Source organism: Halomonas caseinilytica (assembly GCF_001662285.1).
Lineage (GTDB): Bacteria > Pseudomonadota > Gammaproteobacteria > Pseudomonadales > Halomonadaceae > Halomonas > Halomonas caseinilytica.
Genome location: NZ_BDEO01000014.1, coordinates 23,346 through 46,875, shown reverse-complemented (window position 1 = coordinate 46,875; position 23,530 = coordinate 23,346). Strand labels below are relative to the sequence as shown.

General features: G+C 63.0%; 19 protein-coding genes, 6 tRNA genes and 1 pseudogene. 12 read left to right on the top strand and 14 right to left on the bottom strand.

What is annotated here, in order from left to right; genetic code table 11:
* Positions 1–3: 3 nt before the first annotated feature.
* The gene (gene betB / locus HSDC_RS14645; RefSeq protein WP_064700690.1) at positions 4–1,473 is read right to left on the bottom strand and encodes a betaine-aldehyde dehydrogenase; all 1,470 of its coding nucleotides are present in this window, start codon (positions 1,471–1,473) and stop codon (positions 4–6) included.
* A gap of 11 nt (positions 1,474–1,484) precedes the next feature.
* Positions 1,485–2,135 carry a transcriptional regulator BetI gene (gene betI, locus HSDC_RS14640; protein ID WP_425292860.1) on the bottom strand — a complete coding sequence of 217 codons (651 nt, stop codon included), beginning with the start codon at positions 2,133–2,135 and terminating at the stop codon, positions 1,485–1,487.
* A gap of 180 nt (positions 2,136–2,315) precedes the next feature.
* Between betI and HSDC_RS14635 the strand changes: the two genes are divergently transcribed.
* The 5 genes from HSDC_RS14635 (at position 2,316) to HSDC_RS14615 (ending at position 3,910) form a co-directional block, all read left to right on the top strand.
* Positions 2,316–3,260: a choline ABC transporter substrate-binding protein gene (locus HSDC_RS14635; protein ID WP_064700688.1), complete on the top strand. Its 945-nt coding sequence runs from the start codon at positions 2,316–2,318 to the stop codon at positions 3,258–3,260.
* A 108-nt stretch (positions 3,261–3,368) separates the two neighbouring features.
* Positions 3,369–3,445 (top strand) — tRNA-Met (locus HSDC_RS14630).
* Positions 3,446–3,579: 134 nt separating this feature from the next.
* A tRNA-Asn gene (locus tag HSDC_RS14625) sits at positions 3,580–3,655 on the top strand.
* A 60-nt stretch (positions 3,656–3,715) separates the two neighbouring features.
* Positions 3,716–3,791, top strand: a tRNA-Asn gene (locus tag HSDC_RS14620).
* A 43-nt stretch (positions 3,792–3,834) separates the two neighbouring features.
* A tRNA-Asn gene (locus HSDC_RS14615) sits at positions 3,835–3,910 on the top strand.
* A 574-nt stretch (positions 3,911–4,484) separates the two neighbouring features.
* Here HSDC_RS14615 and HSDC_RS14610 read toward each other — a convergent pair.
* Both HSDC_RS14610 and HSDC_RS14605 read right to left on the bottom strand, forming a co-directional pair.
* A complete protein-coding gene (locus HSDC_RS14610) occupies positions 4,485–4,703 on the bottom strand; it encodes a hypothetical protein (RefSeq protein ID WP_064700687.1) in 219 nt (72 codons plus the stop codon).
* 203 nt (positions 4,704–4,906) lie between these two features.
* A pseudogene (locus HSDC_RS14605) lies at positions 4,907–5,227 on the bottom strand (DUF2726 domain-containing protein); the annotation flags it as partial.
* Between the two features lie 937 nt (positions 5,228–6,164).
* Between HSDC_RS14605 and HSDC_RS14600 the strand changes: the two are divergent.
* On the top strand, positions 6,165–7,385 hold the full coding sequence (locus HSDC_RS14600; protein ID WP_064700685.1) for a Hint domain-containing protein: 1,221 nt from the start codon (positions 6,165–6,167) through the stop codon (positions 7,383–7,385).
* Between the two features lie 205 nt (positions 7,386–7,590).
* Here HSDC_RS14600 and HSDC_RS14595 read toward each other — a convergent pair whose 3' ends face one another.
* The gene (locus tag HSDC_RS14595) at positions 7,591–9,741 is read right to left on the bottom strand and encodes a carboxy terminal-processing peptidase (RefSeq protein ID WP_064700684.1); all 2,151 of its coding nucleotides are present in this window, start codon (positions 9,739–9,741) and stop codon (positions 7,591–7,593) included.
* A gap of 143 nt (positions 9,742–9,884) precedes the next feature.
* Here HSDC_RS14595 and HSDC_RS14590 point away from each other — a divergent pair, with 143 nt between their 5' ends.
* Positions 9,885–11,180, top strand: a complete 1,296-nt coding sequence (locus HSDC_RS14590; RefSeq protein ID WP_064700683.1) for a M18 family aminopeptidase — start codon at positions 9,885–9,887, stop codon at positions 11,178–11,180.
* Between the two features lie 103 nt (positions 11,181–11,283).
* On the opposite strand, the gene HSDC_RS14585 is transcribed toward HSDC_RS14590, so the two are convergent.
* The 9 genes from HSDC_RS14585 to HSDC_RS14545 form a co-directional block, all read right to left on the bottom strand.
* Positions 11,284–11,360 (bottom strand) — tRNA-Met (locus HSDC_RS14585).
* Positions 11,361–11,415: 55 nt separating this feature from the next.
* A complete protein-coding gene (gene ychF / locus HSDC_RS14580; protein ID WP_064700682.1) occupies positions 11,416–12,507 on the bottom strand; it encodes a redox-regulated ATPase YchF in 1,092 nt (363 codons plus the stop codon).
* Between the two features lie 174 nt (positions 12,508–12,681).
* On the bottom strand, positions 12,682–13,266 hold the full coding sequence (pth, locus tag HSDC_RS14575; protein WP_064700681.1) for an aminoacyl-tRNA hydrolase: 585 nt from the start codon (positions 13,264–13,266) through the stop codon (positions 12,682–12,684).
* A gap of 165 nt (positions 13,267–13,431) precedes the next feature.
* Positions 13,432–14,085: a 50S ribosomal protein L25/general stress protein Ctc gene (locus tag HSDC_RS14570; protein ID WP_064700680.1), complete on the bottom strand. Its 654-nt coding sequence runs from the start codon at positions 14,083–14,085 to the stop codon at positions 13,432–13,434.
* Positions 14,086–14,199: 114 nt separating this feature from the next.
* Positions 14,200–15,141 (bottom strand): ribose-phosphate pyrophosphokinase, encoded by a 942-nt coding sequence (locus tag HSDC_RS14565; RefSeq protein WP_170825761.1) that lies wholly within the window; start codon positions 15,139–15,141, stop codon positions 14,200–14,202.
* Between the two features lie 63 nt (positions 15,142–15,204).
* Positions 15,205–15,279: transfer RNA gene (locus tag HSDC_RS14560), tRNA-Gln, on the bottom strand.
* A 37-nt stretch (positions 15,280–15,316) separates the two neighbouring features.
* On the bottom strand, positions 15,317–16,183 hold the full coding sequence (ispE, locus tag HSDC_RS14555) for a 4-(cytidine 5'-diphospho)-2-C-methyl-D-erythritol kinase (RefSeq protein ID WP_064700678.1): 867 nt from the start codon (positions 16,181–16,183) through the stop codon (positions 15,317–15,319).
* Entirely contained in the window at positions 16,176–16,799 is a 624-nt protein-coding gene (lolB, locus tag HSDC_RS14550) for a lipoprotein insertase outer membrane protein LolB (RefSeq protein WP_064700677.1), read from the bottom strand. Before lolB ends, ispE begins: the two co-directional genes overlap by 8 nt.
* A 60-nt stretch (positions 16,800–16,859) precedes the next feature.
* Entirely contained in the window at positions 16,860–18,596 is a 1,737-nt protein-coding gene (locus HSDC_RS14545) for a tetratricopeptide repeat protein (RefSeq protein WP_064700676.1), read from the bottom strand.
* Positions 18,597–18,795: 199 nt separating this feature from the next.
* Between HSDC_RS14545 and hemA the strand changes: the two genes are divergently transcribed.
* From hemA to HSDC_RS14520, 5 genes are all read left to right on the top strand, one after another.
* Positions 18,796–20,064, top strand: coding sequence for a glutamyl-tRNA reductase (hemA, locus tag HSDC_RS14540; RefSeq protein ID WP_064700675.1), 1,269 nt, complete (start codon positions 18,796–18,798; stop codon positions 20,062–20,064).
* 9 nt (positions 20,065–20,073) lie between these two features.
* Positions 20,074–21,165 (top strand): peptide chain release factor 1, encoded by a 1,092-nt coding sequence (gene prfA, locus HSDC_RS14535; protein WP_064700674.1) that lies wholly within the window; start codon positions 20,074–20,076, stop codon positions 21,163–21,165.
* Positions 21,165–22,013, top strand: a complete 849-nt coding sequence (gene prmC / locus HSDC_RS14530) for a peptide chain release factor N(5)-glutamine methyltransferase (protein WP_064700673.1) — start codon at positions 21,165–21,167, stop codon at positions 22,011–22,013. Before prfA ends, prmC begins: the two co-directional genes overlap by 1 nt.
* A gap of 175 nt (positions 22,014–22,188) precedes the next feature.
* Positions 22,189–22,689: an Lrp/AsnC ligand binding domain-containing protein gene (locus HSDC_RS14525; protein ID WP_064700672.1), complete on the top strand. Its 501-nt coding sequence runs from the start codon at positions 22,189–22,191 to the stop codon at positions 22,687–22,689.
* Between the two features lie 5 nt (positions 22,690–22,694).
* The gene (locus HSDC_RS14520; RefSeq protein WP_064700671.1) at positions 22,695–23,441 is read left to right on the top strand and encodes a HesA/MoeB/ThiF family protein; all 747 of its coding nucleotides are present in this window, start codon (positions 22,695–22,697) and stop codon (positions 23,439–23,441) included.
* Positions 23,442–23,530: the final 89 nt, after the last annotated feature.

Here is a 23,530-nt window from a genome sequence, read left to right as displayed (position 1 = left end):
CGATCAGAACACCGACTCGAAGGGCCCCATCTCGACCTGAACCGACTTGGTCTGCGTGTAGTGGGCCAGGGTCTCGAGGCCGTTCTCACGGCCCACGCCGGACTGCTTGTAGCCGCCCACCGGCATTTCGGCGGGGGACTCGCCCCAGGTGTTGACCCAGCAGATACCGGCCTCGAGGCGATGAATCACGCGGTGGGCGCGATTGAGCCCCTCGGTGAAGACACCGGCGGCCAGGCCGTAGGTGGTGTCGTTGGCGCGACGGATCACTTCCTCTTCGTCGTCGAAGGCCAGGATCGACATCACCGGGCCGAAGATCTCCTCGCGGACGATACGCATGCTGTCGTCGCAGTCGGTGAACACCGTGGGCGCGGCCCAGGCGCCGGTGCTGTAATCACCCTGGTCCCAGGCTTCGCCGCCGGCCAGCACGCGGGCACCTTCCTGCTTGCCCAGCGCGATGTAGGAGAGCACCTTTTCCTGGTGTTCGAAGCTGACCAGCGGGCCGAAGTTGACCGACGGATCCAGCGGATCGCCGGGCTTGATGCGTGCTACACGCTCGGCGATCTTCGCTTCGAAGGCCTCCTTGACGCGGCGGTCGACGAAGACTCGGGTGCCGTTGGTGCAGATCTGCCCGCTGGAATAGAAGTTGGCCATCATGGCAGCGTCGGCGGCGCGGTCCAGGTCGGCGTCGTCGAAGACGATCAACGGCGACTTGCCGCCCAGTTCCATGGTCACGTCCTTGAGGGTGGAGGCGGCTGAGGCCGACATCACCTTTTTGCCGGTGCCGACCTCGCCGGTGAAGGAGACCTTATCGATACCAGCATGGCCGGTGATCAACTGACCGACCCGAGCATCGCCATGAATGACGTTGAAGACGCCATCGGGCATGCCGGCCTCGGTGAAGATCTCGGCGAGCACCATGGCGGTCAGCGGGGTGACCTCGCTGGGCTTGAAGACCACGGCGTTGCCGGCTGCCAGTGCCGGGGCGGACTTCCAGCAGGCGATCTGGATGGGGTAGTTCCAGGCGCCGATGGCACCGATCACACCCAGCGGCTCGCGACGAGTATAGACGAAGGAGGAGTCGCGAAGCGGAATCTGGCTGCCCTCGATGGCGCCGGCCAGACCGGCGTAGTACTCGAGGACGTCGGCGCCGGTGACGATGTCCACCTCGGCGGTCTCGCTGATCGGCTTGCCGGTGTTGCGCGTTTCCAGTTCGGCGATCTCGTCATTGCGCTCCCTCAAGAGCGCCACGGCACGATTCAGGATACGGCCGCGCTCCACGCCGGTCATGGCGGCCCAGGTCCGCTGGCCACGGCGGGCGGCATCGACGGCGGCGTCGACGTCTGCTTCGCTGGCCTGCTGGATATCGGCCAGGCGGCTGCCGTCGAAGGGATTCACGACCGGGAAAGTCTCGCCGGAGGTGGCGTCCACACGGCGGCCGTCGATGTAGAGGGTCTGAGTATCGAGCTGTGTCATGTTGGCTCCCGTCAGGACTCGGGTTGAGGTTCGTGTGAAGGTCGAGAAGACCGTGCGTCGTGGGACTGCAGCAATTGATCGAGATACTCTCGGGCCAGGCGTCGCGCACGGTCGGTATCCAGGCCCTCGGGCGTCAGGGCGCCGCGCAGCCAGAGACCATCGATCATCGCGGCCAGGGCACGGGCGGCATCACGAGCCTGCTCGCGTGGCATCAGGAAACGAAACTGGTGACAGAGATTGGCATACAGGCGGCGGTCATTGACGTTCTGCAGGCGCTGCAGTTGTGGTTGGTGCATGCTGCTGGCCCAAAACGCTAGCCAGGTCTTGGCCACGGGGCCGGTGACCTGGCTGCGGTCGAAGTTGCCATCGATGATCGCTTCGAGGTGCGCTCTGGGCGAGGTCGTCGACAAGGCGTTGCGTCGCGCCGAGACGGCTTCCCCCAGGTCGTTGAGGATCTGGCGCATCGTCGCCTCCATCAGGCCATCCTTGCCGCCAAAATAGTGACTGATGATGCCGGCGGAAACACCGGCATGCCGCGCGATGCGCATCACCGTGGCATCGGCCAGGCCAACCTCGTCGATAGCGGCCATGGTGGCCTTGATCAGCTGTTGGCGACGGATAGGTTCCATTCCGACCTTGGGCACCTTGCTGACTCCTCTCATGTGTCCATCTTGCAACCATGCGGTCTAGCATGATTAAGATAAAGCCAGTCTGCCATTTTTTTATTGAATGTTCAATCAATAAAAATGGCGGCGGGCAGTCTCACGCCCCAGTGGGCGTGGTGCCCATTGTCGGAAGATTCACGCCGACTATCCACCTTCCAATTCAAGGGAGAGCGATCAATGAACAAGATGACCATGGGATTGGCAACCGCCGCGCTCGCGGTTTCCGCCTCGCCGGTGATGGCCGCCGACGACAGTTGCCAGCCGGTGCGTTTCGCCGAAGTGGGCTGGACGGACATCACCGCCACCACAGCGCTGACCACCGAAGTGCTCGAGGCCATGGGCTATGAGACCCGCATCGACACTGTCTCGGTGCCCATCGCCTATTCGGGCATGAAAAACGGCGATTTCGATGTCTTCCTCGGCAACTGGATGCCGTCCATGGCCTCGATCAGCGATCCGTATGTGGAGCGCGGCGAAGTGGAACGCCTGGGGGCCAATCTGGAGGGAGCCAAGTACACGCTGGCGGTGCCGCAGTATGTTCATGACGCCGGCGTGACCTCGGTGGCCGACCTGGACGAGCATGCCGAGCGTTTCTCTCATCAGCTGCATGGCATCGAAGCCGGCAACGACGGCAACGAGATGATCCAGCAGATGATCGACGACGATGCCTTCGGCCTGGGGGACTGGCAACTGGTCGATTCCAGCGAGGCCGGCATGCTGGCCGAGTTGAAGGCGCGGGTTCCCGACGAGAAGTGGATGGTCTTTCTGGGGTGGGAGCCGCACCCGATGAACACCAATTTCGACATGGCCTACCTCGAGGGTGCCGATGACTATTTCGGCCCGAACCTGGGCGGCGCCACGGTGTATACCAACACCCGGGCCGGCTATGCCGAGGAATGCCCCAATGTCGGCAATCTGCTGGACAACCTGAGCTTCACCCTGGAGATGGAGAACCAGCTGATGGGGGCCATCATGGAGGAGGGTGCCGATCCTCGTCAGGCGGCGGCGGAGTATCTCAGGGCTCATCCTCAGGTGCTTGATGGCTGGCTCGAGGGCGTGACGACCCAGGCCGGCGAACCGGCGCTGCCGGCGGTGAAAGCGGCGCTGTCCATCGAGGAGTAAGCCGCGCTCGAATAGTCCCTGTTCGGGGGTTGGTCGGACTTGCCTTGGCGCAAGCCGCCGTGCATAATCCTCCCCCGTCGTCGAGGCATGTGCCCGCGGCGTGAAAATGGCTACGTAGCTCAGTTGGTTAGAGCACATCACTCATAATGATGGGGTCCCCTGTTCGAGTCAGGGCGTAGCCACCAGGGATATCGAGAAGACGCCCGTTCGGTCATGCCGAGCGGGCGTCTTGCATTGGGACCACGCTGGGGCGGATATCGTCGGAGCGACTTGACGTTGCCGAGCCGATCCGTATACTACGCCCCGTGTTCGAGGTCGTTCCCCGATAGCTCAGTTGGTAGAGCAAATGACTGTTAATCATTGGGTCGCAGGTTCGAGTCCTGCTCGGGGAGCCAACACCTTGTTTCATCAAGGTTCGAATGCCACGCCGATCTATCGGACGTGCTGAAGGTCATTCCCCGATAGCTCAGTTGGTAGAGCAAATGACTGTTAATCATTGGGTCGCAGGTTCGAGTCCTGCTCGGGGAGCCACCTTTCCTGCCTGTTGCCCGTTTCCGGGTGCATACATCGTCATTCCCCGATAGCTCAGTTGGTAGAGCAAGTGACTGTTAATCACTGGGTCGCAGGTTCGAGTCCTGCTCGGGGAGCCATCTTTTCTACCTGTCCTCAAGTCTTGGCACGAACGTCGATAGACACTTCGTATCAGCGTTGTGTGTTGGGCCTGGCCGCTTGTTGGAGACGTGCTCCGTTATAGGTTCGCAAGTGAGATGTTGTCGAGCGTAGGCATCGTGAACATCCCTGTCGCGTTGCGTCATGAGAGACGAAGGGTGTACGCAACAGAAAAGGTGTCTCGTGGCCAAGCACACCAGATCAATCGCCACCACAGCTGTGCGGTGCGAGAAAGGCTCGAAACGCTTCTAAGGCGTCACAGGACGATATAGCGTGACTGTGCAGCTTCACGAAGCTCCGGGCGGGAACGAGTGCTATGGCTTTCCCATTGAGGTGGACGACCCTGTGGCCTTGGCGAGACCCTGGCGATGCCCTTGAGCATCTACCTGGTACTGCACAACCAGGTCATTCAGGCAGATAGGGCTCGCAAGTTATAGGGTGATGATGCCGCATTCGAAGGCCGGACAGGTCGACATGCATGAAAAAAATGCCCGACGAGTATTTCGTCGGGCTCGGCGCCTTGCCCCCGCCCAGGTCAGTGGCGGAGGGGAGAGATCATGAAATATCGGGGGTGTCGTTGACGCCGGACACTGGCAGGTCGCCGGGCACGGCTCCCAGCAGGGTGCTCGTGACCGTGTCCAGTATACCGCCGATCAGGCCAGCGATGGGCAGGCTGCCAATCAGGTCGGTGCCGCCGGGCAGCGCATCGGTAAGGCCACCTGACACGGCGTCCAGTTCTGCTGCGTTGAGTGTGCGAATGGTTGAATCGGTCATTGTCCCCTCCATTAGCGTATTCCAGTAAACTCGCGGATGGCGATCCGCTATCCCTTGAGTCTAGAGAATTTCTCCGCGCTAACCGTCACGATGTGTTAGGTCTATGTAATTCCCGGTAACACGCGGTGGCCTCACTCAGCCTGTTCGCGGCAAAGTGCCCTGGTTAATGGCTCGAAATGAACCACGATATTCAGAGTGAAAATTCAAGGATAAGTGAACTTTACTGGGGCATTGGAGGCTTCGAACGAATTGGCGTTGTTCGAGACGGAATCCTTGGATGTGCTGACGCGCGACTGCCGCCGGTTGAGCAGATGCGTCGACAAGGCCTGACGATCCAGCGGTGAATGGACCTCTATGTAGTGAATACCCGCCTTCTCCCAGGCAGTCCTCTTGATTCCGTCGCGTAGCCCGGGGTCTTTGCTCAAGTTGTACCCGATCTCCTGAACTTCCACAGCGGTGACCGGATGGCCATCACGATCGGTGACAAGCACATCGTCGCGCTTGCTGTTGATGGCCCGATACGCATCATCTTCTGTTGAGAGAACCTGGCCTCCGGACCGGTCTGGCGTTCACCGTGCCATAGCGGCGCCTGCAACGGCAGGGGCTAACCTTACGGTGCGGAGCTTGCGTATCGAAGCGGGCACAGGATGCTCGATGCGTTGCCCACAATGGGCAGTGACGCTATAGGTTGAGTGGAAGGCTGGGCGATAGTGCGAAGTACGCGAGGATGCGATAAAGGCGGGACCGCCCGTGTGTCAGGCAGCCCTTTTCAGGTCATCCTCAGGGCGAGCATGTCATATTTCTGTCATTTTACTCGCATTGTATTGTTTCGGTAACATTTTGTTCGTCATGGATCCATCCTCCATGACACCCCTGATATTGCCTGGCGTCCGCGCCAGGCTTTTTTCATGCGTGGACAGCATGGCTACCAAAACGTCTGCCTAGGGTAAGGGGTAATCAGCCTTGTGCGTGTAAGCGATTTCCTACACGAATTGTAGGAAAATTGATTAAGCATCAACTCATATCATTCAGCGCTGGCCTTGCAGCGCTACGCGGTGGCGGTCGACTCCTGCCGATTCGCGCGGTCCATCATCGATATCTCGTCAGGTATCGGTCGTTGGGTATCGAAAACCTGATTCGAATATACGGTTTTTCTGAAATATGCATGATGTTCGAAGGTGCTGTGGCTGGAATCGACCGTGCATTTCTAATATTCAGCCGTGAAGTGAAGGGGAAATGTGCACCATTAGCGTCAATGGTTAACGGTATTGAGGTTAATGGTTAGTCGGTTTAAAACTAGCCTCATTTTCCGAAATGACCTCTTCACGGCGTTGAGACACGCAATGGCCTTCTTGCTGCAGATTCTCAGCCATGTGCTAGGGTGAAAAGGGCACGCCGCCTCTGGCGCGCAGAGTGAGACAACGAAGTGAACAAGAACTTGCTCTGGAGGGGTATAGAACTATGGCTGAACTGTTGGACATTTCGATTGGGGATGATGAGACACATACCATCTCGGAGGAAAATGCGGACCAAGAGAACACTGCTGAAATTAGTGCATTAGGCAGTGGGGAGCTGATCGTCGACGGCGTTACTGTCACGATCACTTCGATTGCGAACATTGATGGTGGCTCGAGTCCGACCTTTACTACCACTAACGGTGGTGATCTGACGCTGGATATGGGCCTGCTGGATGTTAACCAACTCAATAGCTTTACCTTCAATGTCAATGGAGCGAGTCACACGACGCTCGATGGCTCTACTCTGAGTGCACTCAGTGATCCCCTGAACAGCTATACCGTTAATTATGCGGAGGCCGGAGAAGGCTCCTTCACATTCAATCAACCGGATGCGGGGGTACTGGACAGCATCAGCTTTGACGTCAATAACATACAGGCGGGGGATGAGCTAAATATCGGCAGTGGAGACTGGAGTCTGGACGGGGCGACGGCCGATGATGCCTACCAGAATGGTTCCCTGCATATCACGCAAGGGGATGGCCTTGTAACTACGCAGGTAAACGCCAGCATCGAGATGACGCAGGCGGAGTTCGAGGAATTCAAGGCCAACCAGGATACCTACCTCTCCGGCGGTACCTATACGCATAACTGCTTCGCGGCGGGCACCATGATCGCCACGCCCGATGGCGAAGTGCCTGTGGAGACGCTATCGATCGGCGATCTGGTAAGGACTGCCAGCGGCGAGGCGGTGCCGGTGAAGTGGATCGGTCGCCAGTCCGTTCATCGCCTCTTCTCGGCCGGTTATGCCCCCGTGCGGATCAAGGAAGGCGCCCTGGCGGATGGCCAACCCAACCGGGATCTCGTCCTCACCGCCAACCACGGCGTCATCATCGATGGCCTGGTGATCAATGCCGGCGCGCTGGTCAACCACGACACCATCGACTATCTGCCATGGGGAGAAATGCCCGAGGCGATCACTTACTACCACATCGAGACGGAGACTCATGAGGTGATCATCGCCAACGGCACCGAAGCCGAGACCTACATCGACTATGTCGATCGTCAGGCCTTCGACAACTACGATGAATACGTGGCGCTCTATGGCCTTGAGCAACGGATCGTCGAGATGCCCCGTCATCGTATCTCGTCGCGCCGCTTGATTCCCTCCTACCTGCGCCAGCGCCTGGGGATTCAGGACATGACGAGGGAGTCCCGGGTCGCCTGAGCCACGGCAACGAATGGCCCCTTGATTCAAGTGTGCTTCTGCATTGCCCGCCTTTTCAGGCGGGCTTTTTCTGGTGGCGCGGGGCGGGGCGAGTTGGCCAGGCAGCCCAGTACGTGTAGCTAGAACGTGGAGGGGAGGGCGAGTCCAGGATGAAAGCAAGACGCCGGGCAATGCCCGGCGTCTTGTCATGGAGTGGTGCGCTGCCTTACTCGTGTTCGGCGAACTGTATGCCACTCTCCAGCCGGGAAAAGTCGAGCAGGATTTCGGCCGCCTCCGTCAGCGGCGCGCGTTCCAGCGGCTGTGGCTCTTCCTCATCCTGGCCGCGGCTGTCGATCCAGTTGTCCAACGGCTCCAGCCCGAGGGCTTCGCGGCGTTCGTTCTCCAGGGCCAGCTGTTCATTCTCGCGGGCCTGGGTTTCTTGGCGTCGCTGCTCGCGGTTGAGGCTGACGCTGGTGTGTTGCTCGCGGAGCCGCTCGGCGAGGGTGGCACGGCGTTCCAGGTAATGGAAGTTGGGATGATCGTCGGCACGCTGGCGATGACGCTCGCGCAGGATGTCCAGGTAACGGCGTGGATCGCCGTACTGGCGGTACTGCACCTTGCGCACACTGTCCCAGCCCAGTGCGTTGTCGAGGCTGCTCTCGCCGATGCTTTCCGGGTCCACCAGACTGGGGAACTGGATATCCGGCACGACGCCTCGATTCTGGGTGCTGTCGCCGGAGATGCGGTAGAACTTGGCCCGGGTCAGCTTGATCTGGCCGAGATCCAGGTCGTTGAGCGTTTGCACGGTGCCCTTGCCGAAGGTGTTACTGCCGACCACCAGGCCGCGTCCGTAGTCCTGGATGGCGCCGGCAAAGATTTCCGAGGCTGAGGCCGAGAGGCGGTTGACCAGCACGACCAGGGGGCCGTCATAAAGGCTGCCACTGTCGGTGTCGCCATAGAGGTTGATGCGACCACGGGCATCGCGAACCTGAACGGTGGGGCCGCGGTCGATGAACAGGCCGAGCATCGAGTTGGCTTCCTGCAAGGCGCCGCCGCCGTTGTTGCGGAGGTCGAGGACGATGCCTTCGACGTTCTCCTTGCGTAGTTTCTCGATTTCCTTGGCCACGTCCCGCGTGGTACTGCGATAGTCGTCCGCGCCGGCCTGCCAGGCATCGAAATCGACATAGAAGGCGGGTACCTTGATCACGCCGACACGGTGCTTGCCATCGTCGCGCTGGATCTCGACCACCTCGCTCTGGGCTGCCTGGTCTTCCAGCTTGACGGTGTCGCGGGTGATCTCGACGACCTTGGAGCGGGTCATGTCCATGGCCTGGCCAGGAACGATCTCGAGGCGCACCACCGAGCCCTTGGGACCGCGAATCATGTCGACCACCTCGTCGAGGCGCATGCCGACCACGTTGACGATCTCTTCGTCTTCCTGGCCGACGCCGATGATGCGATCGGCGGGTTCGAGCACGCCGGCCTTCTCGGCCGGGCCGCCGGGCACCAGGCTGGAGACCTTGACGTATTCACCGTCCGCCTGGAGCAGGGCGCCGATGCCTTCCAGGGAGAGCTTCATCTGGATATCGAAGTCCTCGCTCTCGCGCGGTGACATGTAGTTGGTGTGCGGATCGATGGTGCCGGTCACCGCCGTCATCAACAGGTCGAAGACATCCTCGGCGTTGATCTGGCGTATCCGGTTGAGTTGCCCTTCGTAGCGCTCGCGAAGGGTCTCCTCGATGGTCTTTTCCTTCTCGTCGACGGTATCGTCGTCGCGTGATGACGAGGAGTCCGCCTCGGTGGAGGCCGAGTCCTCGTTTTCCTCGGCATTCGCTTTCCGTTCCTCGGCGTCCTGTCGGTTGATTGCCAGCTCCAGGGCGGCGTTCTTGAGACGTTTGGTCCACAAGGCATCGAGCTGTGCCTCGTCGGTGGGCCAAGGCATGTCGGACCGATCCAGGATCATCCGCTGGTCGCCATCGAAGGTGAAGTCGAGTCCCTCGTCGAGGCGGGCCAGCAGCCATTCGAGACGATCCTCGACGCGTGTCTGGTAACGCTCGTAAAGAGCAAAGGGGCGTGCCAGTTCACCGTCGAGGACGGCCTCATCGAGCCGGGTGCTCAGATCCTGGAAGTCGTCGATGTCGCTGCGCAGCAGATAGGCGCGCTGGCCATCGAGCACGTCCAGGTAGTGCTGGAAGGCGCGCTTCGACCAGTCATCGTCGAGGTCGATATCCGAGTAATGGCCGTGTAGCAGGGAGTCGGCGATTTCCTCGGCCGTTTGACGCTGGGCGTCGCTGGGGGCGAGATCGGCCAGTGCCGGGCCGGCAACCAGCAGCATGGCCAGGGCCGCCGTGCGCCCCAGGGTAGCAAACAGGCTCATCAATGAAGCACTCCCTGATTCATGTACACTCTTGTATCTGTCCAGACTGTGATTCGGCGCTCGAGTTGCAAGACCGAGCGAGCATTGTAGCAGTTCCGGCGACATGCCAAGACCCCTTGTACATTTCATCACGAGAGGACCCCATGCCCCAGGATGCCCGACTCGAGCGCTTGCTCGACTTTCTGCGTCGCTCTCCGACTCCGTGGCACGCCACCGCCAACATGGCCGAGCGATTGGAGGCCGAGGGCTTTCGTCGCCTCGAGGAGACCGAGGCCTGGCGTCTGTCACCCGGCGAGCGTGTCTACGTGACGCGCAACGATTCCTCTATCATCGCGCTGCAGTTGCCGTCAGAGCCGCTCGATGCCTTGCGCATGATCGGCGCTCACACCGATAGCCCGGGATTGCGTCTCAAGCCGCATGCGCCTCAGACGTCGGCCGGCTGGTTGCAGTTGGGTGTCGAGGTCTATGGCGGCGCCTTGCTGGCGCCCTGGTTCGATCGCGACCTGGGCCTGGCAGGACGCGTACACGTGCGCCATGCCGATGGTCGGCTCGAAGGTCTGCTGCTCGATGTCGACCGGCCGCTGGCGATCATCCCGAGCCTGGCGATACACCTCGATCGCGAGGCCAACAATGGGAAGGCGATGAACGCCCAGACCGATATGCCGCCAGTCTTCCTGCAAGGCGGCGAGCATGCCGATCTGGATCGGTTGTTGCGACACTGGCTGGCGGAGCAGCATGGAATCGAGGGCGTCGAGGTGATCGACTTCGAGCTGGCGCTTTACGACGTTCAGCCGCCCTCGCGCGTCGGGGTCGAAGGGGAGCTGCTCGCCAGTGCCCGTCTCGACAACCTCTTGTCGTGCTTCATCGGCCTCGAGGCCTTGCTGGCAAGCGATGGCCGCCAGGGGGCAGTACTGGTCGCCAACGATCATGAAGAAGTCGGCAGTGCCAGTGCCTGCGGTGCCCAGGGGCCTTTCCTGGGGGATGTGCTGCGGCGGGTCAACGCGGCGCTGGGCGAGGCCGGCGAAGAGGGCTTCATTCGCCTGGTGCAGGCCTCGCGGCTGATTTCCTGCGACAACGCCCACGCCTTGCATCCCAACTTCCGCGACAAGCACGATGCGGCCCATGGGCCGGCGATCAACGGCGGGCCGGTCATCAAGGTCAACGCCAATCAGCGTTATGCCACCAACAGTGCCACGTCGGCGCTGTTTCGTGAGCTGTGCCGTCAAGCAGGGGTACCGGTGCAGACCTTCGTCACCCGTGCTGACATGGGATGTGGCAGTACCATCGGCCCGATCACTGCCACCGAGCTGGGGGTACCGACCTTGGACGTGGGGGTGCCGCAATGGGCCATGCACTCGATCCGCGAGACAGCGGGGGTGCAGGATGTGGAGTACCTGATCCGAGTGCTCACCGCCTTTCTCGAGCGCGAAGCGCTTTAGACAAGAACGCGGCTGCGCCGCTGTGCTGGAAGGAAGGCCCGGGCATCGTCCGGGCCGGAAACCAAAAAGCCCGCCTGGCGAGCCAGGCGGGCTTTTCGATATCTGGTGGCTACGCCCTGATTCGAACAGGGGACCCCATCATTATGAGTGATGTGCTCTAACCAGCTGAGCTACGTAGCCGACAACGGGGGCGAATCATACCGGCAAGGCCCCGGCACGTCAAGCCGTTACGGCATCAGACATTGAACCGGAAGTGGATGACGTCACCGTCGGCGACGATGTAATCCTTGCCCTCGAGGCGCCATTTGCCGGCATCCTTGGCGCCTTGCTCGCCGCCCAGGGCCACGAAGTCGTCGTAGGCCACGACCTCGGCGCGAATGAAGCCTTTCTGGAAGTCGGTGTGGATCACGCCGGCAGCCTCGGGGGCGGTGGCGCCGACCTTGACGGTCCAGGCCCGGACTTCCTTCACGCCGGCGGTGAAGTAGGTCTGCAGGCCGAGCAGGGCATAGCCGGCGCGAATCACGCGGTCCAGCCCTGGCTCTTCCATGCCCATCTCGTCGAGGAACATGGCGCGCTCCTCGTCATCGAGCTCGGCGATCTCGGCCTCGATCTGGTTGCATACCGGTACCACCACGGCGCCTTCCTCGGCGGCGATCTCGTTGACGGTGTCGAGATAGGGATTGTTCTCGAAGCCGTCTTCGTTGACGTTGGCGATGTACATGGTGGGCTTGAGCGTCAGCAGGCCGAAGCTCTTGAGCTGACGCTTCTCGTCGTCATCCAGGCCGAAGCTGCGCAACGGCTGGCCCTCGGCGAGATGGGGCTGGATGCGATCGAGGATGGCCTTGGTGGCGATGGCCTCCTTGTCGCCGCCCTTGACGACACGAGCCAGGCGCTGGATGGCGCGTTCGACGGTGTCCAGGTCGGCCAGGGCCAGCTCGAGGTTGATCGTCTCGATATCGGCCCGCGGATCGACCTGGTTGGCCACGTGGATGACGTTGTCGTTGTCGAAGCAGCGCACGACATGGGCGATGGCCTGGGTCTCGCGGATATTGGCCAGGAACTGGTTGCCGAGCCCTTCGCCCTTGGAGGCGCCTGCCACCAGGCCGGCGATGTCGACGAACTCCATGGTGGTGGGGATCACCTTCTCGGGCTTCACCATGCTCGCCAGCTTGTCGAGCCGCGGGTCCGGCATCGGCACGATGCCGACGTTGGGCTCGATGGTGCAGAACGGGAAATTCTCGGCGTCGATACCCGATTTGGTCAGGGCGTTGAAGAGGGTCGACTTGCCGACGTTGGGCAGGCCGACGATACCGCAGTTGAAACCCATGGGCTGATCCTGGAATGAGAGTTCGAAAAGGATGATTGGCCGGTATTCTACGGGACGCCTTCGGCGCGAGCCAGAAGGGGAAGTCGGAAGAGAGAAGAGACTACCGGTGGACCTCTATCCCGCCACGGAGTGCCTTTCATCCTTCTTCAAGCGGCGCCGCCGCGTTCTGCCGTCTTATGCCTTGAAGCTGTGCAGCCGTTGCATCGCCTTCGTCCAGTCGCCGGCGATCGCCTGGGGCAAGGTGATCAGGCACTCGTTGATAGCGTCGTCGATGGCGGTGCGCTCGGCCTTGCCGGGGCGCCCCAGGACGTAGTGGGTGACCTGGCGGGCGTCGCCGGGATGACCGATGCCCAGTCGCAGTCGATGGAAGGTGTTGTCGTTGCCCAATGCCCGGACGATGTCGCGCAAGCCGTTATGGCCGCCATGCCCGCCTCCGGTCTTGTAGCGGGCCGTGCCGGGCGCGAGGTCCAGCTCATCGTGGGCGATCAACAGTTCACCGGGCGCCAGCTTGAAGAACTGGGCCAGGGCGGCGACGGCACCACCGCTGCGGTTCATGAAGGTGGTGGGCTCGAGCAGGTGCAGATCCTGGCCATCCAGGCGGATACGCGCGTAACGCCCGAGAAATTTCTTCTCCGGACGCAGGGTGTCGCCGGCGTCGCGAACCAGGGCGTCGACCAGCCAGGCACCGGCATTGTGGCGGGTGGCTTCGTACTCGGCGCCGGGGTTGGCCAGCCCGATGATGGCTTTGACCTGGGTCATCTTCTCTGTCTCCAAAGCATCGTCTGGAACGATTTTCGAGGTTGTGCCTGCGGCGATCCGGAGGGATGGCTGCCAGGATGGCAGGCCACAAAAAAAATCAAGCGCCGGAGCGCTTGATCGTGACGAAAGGGCCGCGCCGATTCGCGCGGCCCTGGCGGCTCCGGATTACTCGGCGCTGCCTTCGCCTTCTTCGCCCTCGGCGGCGTCGCCGTCTTCGGCATCGCTGTCGTCGCCACGAACCTTGGCTTGGGTGACGCTCAGCACGGCGTTGTCATGGTCCTCGCCGTGGGTCAGTGCGACCAGTGTCACGCCGGCCGGCAGGTTCAGGTCGGACAGGTGCAGCGTGGTGCCCAGGCTGACCTCGGCGATATCGATCTCCAGATAGTCGGGCAGATCCTTCGGCAGGCAGCTGATCTCGACTTCGTTGGAGAGGACGTGAAGCTCGCCGCCCTCGTCCTTGATGCCCTTGCAGCTCTCCTCGTTCACCACGTGCAGCGGCACGCGCATGGTGATCTCGTGAGTGGCATCGATACGCATGAAGTCGGCGTGGGTCACCAGCGGCTTGTAGGGGTGACGCTGGAGGTCACGCACGACCACTTGCTGGGCCTTGCCTTCCACTTCCAGGGTGATCACGGAGGAGAAGAAAGCTTCTTCCTCGATTGCCTTGTAGAAGCGGGTCTTGTCGACGGCGATTGCCTGCGGTGCCTGCTCGCCACCATAGATGATGGCCGGCACTTGTTCGTTCGCACGACGCAGGCGGCGGCTCGCACCTTTCCCCAGGTCGTGGCGAACGCTGGCGGTGAGGATGTAATCGGACATGGTTTTGCCTCTTGCTTGAAATAAGGAGGGCGCCAAGGACCGCGACCAGTTCCTTGACGCCTCCGATTGCCCCGAAGGGCGCTTTTCCGAGGCCATGGTCCGCCGAGGGAAACCTCAGTGGAACATGGCGCTGACGGATTCCTCGTTGCTGACCCGCCGGATCGCTTCAGCGATCAGGCCGGCCACGCTGAGCTGGCGAATTCGGCCGCTGCGACGCGCGTTGTCGGACAGCGGGATGGTATCGGCGACGACCACTTCGTCGAGCACCGAGCCGGTAATGTTGTCGACGGCGGGGCCGGACAGGATCGGGTGGGTGGCGTAGGCCACCACGCGGCGTGCGCCGTGCTCCTTGAGTGCCTCGCCCGCCTTGCACAGGGTGCCGGCGGTATCGATCATGTCATCGACCACCACGCAGGTGCGGTCGTCGATCTCGCCGATGATGTGCATCACCTGGGCCTGGTTGGCTTGGGGGCGGCGCTTGTCGATGATCGCCAGGTCGGCATTGAGCTGCTTGGCGATGGCGCGGGCCCGCACCACACCGCCGACGTCGGGCGAGACCACCACCAGATCGTCATAGTTCTGGCGCTCGATATCGTCGAGCAGGATCGGCGAGCCGTAGACGTTGTCCACCGGGACGTCGAAAAAGCCCTGGATCTGGTCGGCATGCAGATCCATGGTCATGACCCGGTCGACCCCTGCCTTGACCATCATGTCGGCGACGATCTTGGCGGAAATCGGTACGCGGGCGGAGCGGACGCGACGGTCCTGACGGGCATAGCCGAAGTAGGGAACCACGGCGGTGACCCTCGAGGCGGAGGCGCGGCGCAGGGCGTCCACCATCAGGATCAGTTCCATCAGGTTGTCGTTGGTCGGCGCGCAGGTGGGCTGCAGGATGAAGACATCCTTGCCGCGCACGTTCTCATTGATCTCGACCGCGACCTCGCCGTCGCTGAACTGCCCGACCGTGGCGTGGCCCAATCGGTTGTCCAGGCTCTCGGCGACCTTCTGGGCGAGCTCGGGATTGGCGTTCCCGGCGAAAACCATCAATTTTGACACGCGCAGCCACCTTTGCAGTGTTGGGTCTTCAGTGTTCGGATCGGTGTCGCTCCAGGCTGGAAATGGCTGGGGTAGCAGGATTCGAACCTGCGCATGGCGATACCAAAAACCGCTGCCTTACCACTTGGCTATACCCCAGCGACCTACCGCACCGGACCGAACCGCGAGTCGCCATTCAGGGCGCTCGTCGATCCAAGGCATCATGGAGGGGAGAGCGGTTACGGCCTGGCGCCTTGAAGGCCTGCCAGCGCTCCGGTATCTCGGCCAGTAGCGCGTCGGCATCCTCTTCCCGTTCCAGCCGGGCGAAAATGCAGGCTCCCGTGCCCGTCAGCATTGACGGTGCTCGCGTGCCAAGCCAGTCGAGTGCAGAGGCGACCTCGGGATACAGTGCCCTGACCGTCGGTTCGCAGTCGTTGCGCCAGCTCGCCACTCCCCCCTGAAGTGCGCGCGCCATGGTAATCGGGGGGGTATCCCGTGTCAATTCCGGGGCCCCGAAGACGCTCGCCGTGGAGATGCCGACACCCGGGTGGACGACCACGAACCAGGGCGTGTCGAGCGCGACGGGGGTCAGGCGCTCGCCGATGCCTTCGCCCCAGGCGGCATGTCCCCTGACGAAGACCGGCACGTCGGCGCCGAGCTCGAGGCCGAGCGAGGCCAGGGATGCCAGAGGCAGGTCCAGCTTCCAGAGTCGGTTCAAGCCGAGCAGTGTGGTCGCCGCATCGCTGCTGCCACCGCCGAGTCCTCCACCCATCGGCAGTCGCTTGTCCAACGTGATGTGGGCGCCGTGGTGTGTTCCGGTGATGGCCTGGAGTCGCCGGGCCGCGCGCAGGATCAGATTGTCGTCGGAGGTCACGCCCGGCAGGGTGGCATCGAGTCGAATCTCGCCGTCGGCGCGGGGGGCCAGCGTCAGGGTGTCGCCATGGTCGAGGAACTGGAAGAGCGTCTGCAGCGCATGGTAGCCGTCGTCGCGGCGGCCGGTGATGTGCAGCATCCGGTTGAGCTTGGCGGGTGCTGGCAATGTCAGCGTCCCGGCCTCAGGCATCTTCGTCGGGCTCCGGCTGCCAGCGAGTCACCACCAGGGTGACGTCCAGGTCGTCATAGGTCAGCTTCATCCGCCGTGGCAGCCATAGCTCGCCGGTATGGGTCCAGTCGCGGTAGACGATCTGCCAGCCGTCCTGCTCGAGGCGGGCCGGGAAGCCCAGCTCGTCCTTTTCCATGTGGTGGGGCCGGTCGGCGGCGGGCAGGCCGCGAATCCAGTCGGTCAGGGCGGAGACGGGCAACGACCAGCCCAGTTCCTGTTGCATCAGGGCCTTCGGGCTTTCCGCTTCGGTTCGCCCTTCGCCGGTGGTCAGCGAGACGCGCCCCTCACGACCCTCCAGCACGCTCCGCCCGCTGCCGAAGGGGCCGCTGAGCAGGATGCGGAAGTAGTAGGGCGTCTGCAGCCAGTCGAGATTGGCGCTGGTGGAATCCTGGGGCGTGCGCAGGCCCGCCTTGCCTTGAAGTTTCCAGCTCTGCAGTTCGGCCAGGCGTTCCTGCTGAGCTTCCCACTGCCCGATATCGCGTTGCGCGTCTTGCATGGGGGTGCGGCTGGCGCAGCCGGCCAGCAGGATCAGTCCCATGGCCAGGCAGGTCAGTCGGATCGAATGGCGGAATGGCATGGTCGATTCCTTTCGTGGATGAGTCATGTGCGCATGCTCCTATGGCGATGGCGCCTGTCGCTATTGCGCCAGCTCGGGCAGGCGATCGAGCAACGCATCGATTCGCGGGTGAGATGCGAAGCGTTGATGTGCCTGCTGGAGCAACTCGCGTGCCCGGTCATGGTGTCCCAGTTGCCAGAGGACCTCGATCAGGTGGGCAGCCACCTCCTGGTCGGGCATGCTGGCCCAGGCGCGCTCCAGCCAGGGCAGGGCGGCCTCGGGATTGCCCTGGCGATAGCGTACCCATCCCATGCTGTCGAGAATCGCCGGATTGTCGGGCGCGATTGCATGGGCGCGCTCGATGAGTCGCCGGGCCTCGTCGAGCCTGCCGTCGATGTTCTCGTCGGCCAGGGTGTAGCCCAGTGCGTTGAGGGCATTGGCGTTTTCCGAATCCTGTTCGATCAGGATGCGCAGGTCGCGCTCCATGGCGGCGATGTCGCCGTGACGGAAGGCCCGCATGGCCCGCTGGTAACGCAACTGGTGGCTTTCGGGATGGGCCTCGACGGCTTGGTTCAACAGGGCATCGGCCTGTTGACGGGCGCCGGATTCGTCCAGCAGCTCGACTTCCAGCGAGTAGAGTCCAGGCGCGTCGTCCGGATGCCTCAGGCGTTCGATGCGCAGAAAGGTCCGGGCATCGCTCGGTCTGTCATGCTCGAACAGCATGCGGGCGGCATTGGCCCTGGCGGCCAGGAAGTTCTCGCCCTCGGGAACCTGTCGGTAATAAAGGAGGGCATTGTCGATTTCGCCTTCTTGCTCGGCGATGGCACCAAGCATCAGGTAGGCCGTCGAGGAGGGCGTCTCGTTGTCCGTCAGGGGCAGAAGCAGACGCCGGGCCGGACCGGTATGGCCTTCCTCGAGATAGAGCTGCGCCAGCGCCAGGCGCAGGTCGGGGCTGTCGCCATGATCCTCGAGCAAGGCATCGGTATTGGCCTCGGCGGCCTGTGTATTGCCCTGTCGTATTTCGGCCTGGGCCAGCAGCAGGATCAGCCGTGGGTCGCCGGGCGTGTGTTCGAGGCCTCGTCGCGCCATGGTCTCGGCTTGCCGAGGGGCGCCGGTGTCGAGCGAAACGGCGGCGCGGATACGCCACAGGCCGGGAAGTCCTGGCATCTCGTCGGCGAGTCGGGCAAGCCGGTCCTGTGCCGAGGCGGTAAGCCCATTGGCGGCTTCCAGCAGGGCGGTGGCGAGTTCGACGTCGTGGCGTGACGAAGGCGTGGGGGAAAAATCCCGTAGACGCGCCAAAAGCGATGCGGGAGGCGCGCCAGATTCCAGGGCCGATTCGAGAAAGGGGACGAGCTCGTCGGCGCCATTGCGCTCGATGAGGTCGAGATGCCGGGCCAGGGCGGTGTCCCAGTCCCCCCGTTGCGCGGCGAGGCTGGCCAGCAGGCGAACCGGAGCGGTGTCGTCGGGTGCCAGGTGCTGCCAGCGTTGGGCCGCGTGCTCGAGCAGATCGGAATTTTCGTCGAAACGTGCGGCCAGGGCGGCCCGTTCGGCCAGGTCGGCGGCGCCGTAGCGTTCGGCACTTTCGAGATAGCCTCGGCTGGCGCGTCGATAGTCGCCGCGCTGCCCGGCCAGTTCGGCCTCCAGCAGGGTGGACAGCCCTCTGGCATCGAGCCCCCGGGTGATGGGGGGCGCACTGGCAAACGGGTCGTCCGGTGAGGCGTCGGACGATAGGGTCTGGCAACTGCCGAGCATCATCGCCAGACCGAGAATGGCGATGGGGTGGCGATGGGCGCGCGACTTGAGAAGTGCTCGGGACATGCGAGTCTCGATAAGTAAGGCCGAGCCGTCAGCATAACGGCTTGTCTTCGTTGGGCAAAGGACATCGCGACCGGTAGATGGGCGCCGTCGCAGGATGCGCTGTGGTAGAATGTAGCGCCGTGGCGACGCAATGGGATAGGGTGCCAAGCCATTCCACCGCTATGACGACGCCGGCTCACTTTCGCAAAGACACCGACGCATGACGCTTCTTGCCCTGGGAATCAATCACCGCACCGCGACGCTCGAGGTCCGCGAACGGGTCGCCTTTACGCCGACCCAGCTCGAGCAGGCGCTGACCGAGTTGCGGAACCTGCCTGAAGTCCGTGAGGCTGCGGTACTCTCGACCTGCAACCGCACCGAACTCTATTGCGTGACCGACCAGGCGGGCGAGCACGCAATCTACGAGTGGCTGGGGCGTTTTCATGGCATGGAGGTCTCGGCACTGACGCACTGTGCCTACCATTTTCTCGATGGCGATGCGGCGCGCCACCTGATGCGGGTTGCGGTGGGGCTCGATTCCATGGTGCTCGGCGAGCCGCAGATCCTCGGCCAGCTCAAGGAGGCCTACCAGGTCGCACGACGTGCCAAGGGCGTGGGCGGGGAACTCGAGCGACTCTTCCAGCATACCTTCGCCGTGGCCAAGCAGGTGCGGACCGAGACCGGTATCGGGCGCAACCCCGTCTCGGTGGCTTATGCCGCGGTCAGCCTGGCGAGTCGCATCTTCGACGACCTGGCCGGCTCCCGGGCACTGCTGATCGGTGCCGGCGAGACCATCGAGCTGGTGGCCCGTCATCTGCACGAAGCTGGAGTGCGCCGCCTGACGGTGGCCAACCGGACCCGCGAGCGGGCCGACCAGCTTGCCGCTCCCCTTGGCGGTGAAGCGATCACCCTGGATGGCATTCCCGACGCGCTGGTCGACGCCGATATCGTGATTGCTTCCACTGCCGCGGAGCTGCCGATTCTCGGCAAGGGCATGGTCGAGCGAGCATTGAAGAAGCGCCGACACCGCCCCGTCTTCATGGTCGATATCGCCGTGCCTCGCGACATCGAGCCGGAGGTGGGAGAGCTGAGCGATGTCTTCCTGTATACCGTCGATGATCTCCAGGAGGTCATCGAGGAGAATCGCCGTCATCGGCAGGTCGCGGCCGATCAGGCTGAGTCGTTGATAGAAAGCGGCGTGGGACGCTGGCAGCACGAACGTCGGTTGCGCGGCGGCGGGGAGTTGATTCGTGACGTTCGCGCCAGGGGGGAATCGTTGCGGGACGAAGCCCGCGATCAGGCGCTGGCGCGCCTGGCCAGAGGCGAGGACCCCGAGGAAGTCGTGCGCCGTCTGGCGCATCAGTTGACCAACCGCTTGCTGCACCGCCCTACCCTGGCCCTGCGCGAAGCCGCCTCGGACGATCGCCATGATCTCATGGACGCCGCCGCGACCTTATTGCTGGACGACACTTCTGACCCACCCCGATAGGACCTGTTGATGAAAGCTTCCCTGCGTCAGCGCCTCGAGACGTTCGCCGAGCGCTTCGAGGAGCTCGCCGCCCTGTTGGCGGATCCTGAGGTGATTGCCGATCAGCCTCGCTTTCGCGACTATTCGCGGGAATATGCCGAGCTCGATGCTCTGGTGGCGACCTGGCGCGATTATCGCGCCGTGGAGGAAGACCTCGAAGCCGCCGAGGCGCTCGCCGACGATGCCGATGCCGAGATGCGTGAACTGGCCTCGATGGAACGCGAGTCCGGTCGGGAGAAGCTGGAGGCGCTGGAGACTCGGCTCAAGCAGTTGCTGGTGCCGCGGGATCCGGATGACCAGAGCAACGTCTTCTTGGAGATTCGCGCCGGCACTGGCGGCGACGAGGCCGCGCTGTTCGCCGGCGACCTGTTTCGCATGTATTCCCGCTATGCCGAGCTGCATGGCTGGAAAGTGGAAATCGTCAGTGCCAGCCATGGCGATCAGGGCGGCTACAAGGAACTGATTTCCCGGGTCAAGGGCGAGGGCGTCTATGCCCGGCTGAAGTTCGAGTCCGGCGCCCACCGTGTGCAGCGCGTGCCGGCGACCGAATCCCAGGGGCGCATCCATACCTCGGCCTGCACCGTGGCGGTGATGCCAGAAGCCGCCGAGGTGGGAGAGGTCAACCTCGACCCCAATGAGTTGCGCGTGGACACCTTTCGCGCCAGTGGGGCAGGTGGTCAGCACGTCAATACGACCGATTCGGCGATCCGTATCACTCACTTGCCGAGCGGCGTGGTGGTGGAATGTCAGGAAGAACGCAGTCAGCACAAGAACCGCGCCAAGGCCATGTCGCTTCTCGCCGCGCGCCTCAAGCAGGCGGCTCAGGACAGTCAGCGCCAGCAGCAGGCCGATGAGCGGCGTTCGCTGGTGGGCTCGGGCGATCGCAGCGAGCGGATTCGCACCTACAACTTCCCGCAGGGGCGAGTGACCGATCACCGCATCAACCTGACGCTCTACAAGCTTTCCGAGGTGGTCGGCGGCGAGGGACTCGACGATGTCATCGAGCCCTTGATCAACGAGTACCAGGCAGAGCAACTGGCCGCCCTGCAACAGGAGGGATGATGCGGCTGGATATGCTCCTGGCACAGGCCGCCTCTCGGCTTGCCGACGCCGGCTCGCCGAGTGCGCGTCTCGATGCCGAGGTCTTGCTGTGCCATGTGCTCGGTGTCGACCGCACCTGGCTCTATACCTGGGGGGATCGGAACGCTGACACCTCCGAGCAGGCGCGTTTCGAGGCGCTCGTCGCCGCCCGCGCGGCGGGGCACCCGGTGGCCTATCTCACCGGTGAGCGTGAATTCTGGGGGCTGCCCCTGTTCACTGGGCCGAGCACTCTGATTCCCCGACCCGACACCGAGACGCTGGTCGAGGCGGCGTTGGCGCGCATGCCCGCTCGCGCCGGCCGGCTGCTGGACCTGGGCACAGGCACTGGTGCCGTGGCCCTGGCCCTGGCAAGCGAACGTTCCGGCTGGCGTGCCGTCGGCATCGATCTCAACCCCGAGGCCGTGTCGCTGGCGATACGCAATGCCGAGCGCCTGGGCATCGACAATGTCGACTTTCGGGTCGGCGACTGGTTTGCGGCACTCGAGGAGAGCGACTTCGACGTGATCGTCGCCAATCCTCCTTACCTGGCCGATGATGACCCGCACCTCGATCGGGGCGATGTCCGCTTTGAGCCGCGTGGCGCCCTGGTGGCGCGCGAACGAGGGCTCTCGGATCTTTATCACCTGGTCGATGCCTCGAGGGAGCGGCTCGCGTCGGGTGGCTGGTTGCTGCTGGAGCATGGTGCCGATCAGGGAGGCGCGGTGCGCGAAGCATTGCATGCAAGCGGCTACCAGGACGTGACCTGCGAACGCGATCTATCGGGGCATGAAAGGGTCAGTCTTGGGCGTTGGACGAAAGCGTGCCGTTGAGGGCCGGGGTGGAGCCCGCGGGGGCGGCTGTGTTAAACCTGAACGCAGTAAAAAATGCCATCAATGGCCGGCTTCGCATGAGTGAAAACCAACAATCGCCTGCCAAAAGGTGATTTTCAGGTAAAGCTTCTGCCAAGACGGCAAAGACCAACGCCCACCGCGTGTCAGGAAGACAATGAAAACCAAGACTCGCTCGCTCGATCGTATCGACCTCAATATCCTGCGTTGCCTGCAGGAAAATGCCCGTATCTCGTACGTGGATCTCGCCTCTCAGGTGGGGCTCTCCACGACGCCCTGCCTGGAGCGCGTCAAGCGCCTGGAGCGTTCGGGCGTGATCCGTGGCTACAAGGCGCTGCTCGACCCTCGTGCCCTCAAGGCCAATCTGCTGGTCTTCGTCGAGATCAGTCTGGAAACCCAGTCGCCCTCGGTGTTCGACGAGTTTCGCCGCGCCGTGGCCAAGCTGCCGCAGATTCAGGAATGCCATCTGGTCTCGGGTCAGTTCGACTATATTCTCAAGTGTCGTATTCCCGAGATGTCGGCCTATCGCCAGTTGCTCGGTGATGTGGTCCTGACCTTGCCGGGCGTCAAGGAATCCAAGAGCTATGTGGTGATGGAGGAGGTCAAGGAAGACGTCTCCCTCCATGTGCCCGATATCGAGGAGTTCGACGACAAGTGAGCCCCATGAACGATGCAGCGCTGTTGCGTTACAGCCGTCAGATCATGCTCGAGTCGATCGATGTCGAGGGGCAGGAGCGGCTGCTGGCCGGGCACGCCCTGGTGGTCGGGGCCGGCGGGCTCGGCTCCCCGGTGGCGCTGTACCTGGCAGCGGCCGGGATGGGGCGCTTGACGCTGGCCGATGACGATACCGTGGAGCTTTCCAACCTGCAGCGCCAGATCGCTCATGGCATGGCCGACATCGGTCGTCCCAAGGCGGAATCGGCCCGTGATGCCAGCCTGGCGCTCAATCCCGATTGCGATATCGTTGCGCTGCCCCGACGCCTGAGTGGTGAAGATCTTCGTACAGTGGTGAGTCAGGTCGATGTGGTGCTCGACTGCACCGATCGCTTCAGCAGTCGCTATGCGGTCAACGAAGCCTGCCGGCATGCCGGTGTGCCTCTGGTGTCGGGGGCGGCGATCCGTTTTTCCGGGCAGTTGGCGGTGTTCGACCCGCGTGATCCACAGGCGCCGTGCTATGGTTGCCTTTATCCGCCGGGGGAAGGGGGCGACGACGAGTTGCGCTGTGCCGAGAATGGGGTAGTGGCTCCCCTGGTCGGGCTCATCGGCAGCTTCCAGGCGCTGGAAGCGCTCAAGCTGGTCAGTGGCGCGGGCAGCGTGCATCAGGGGCTTTCCACCTTCGATGGCCTGACGGGGCAGTGGCGCCATTTCAAGGTGCCCCGAGACCCCGAGTGCCCGGTATGCGGGGCCTGAATGGCGCCATGTTGCCGCCCCGGCGTCCCAGCCGATCAGGCCGGCTCTCTCGATGCTCCCTTTGATGATGCTTGATGGTGTTTATTTGA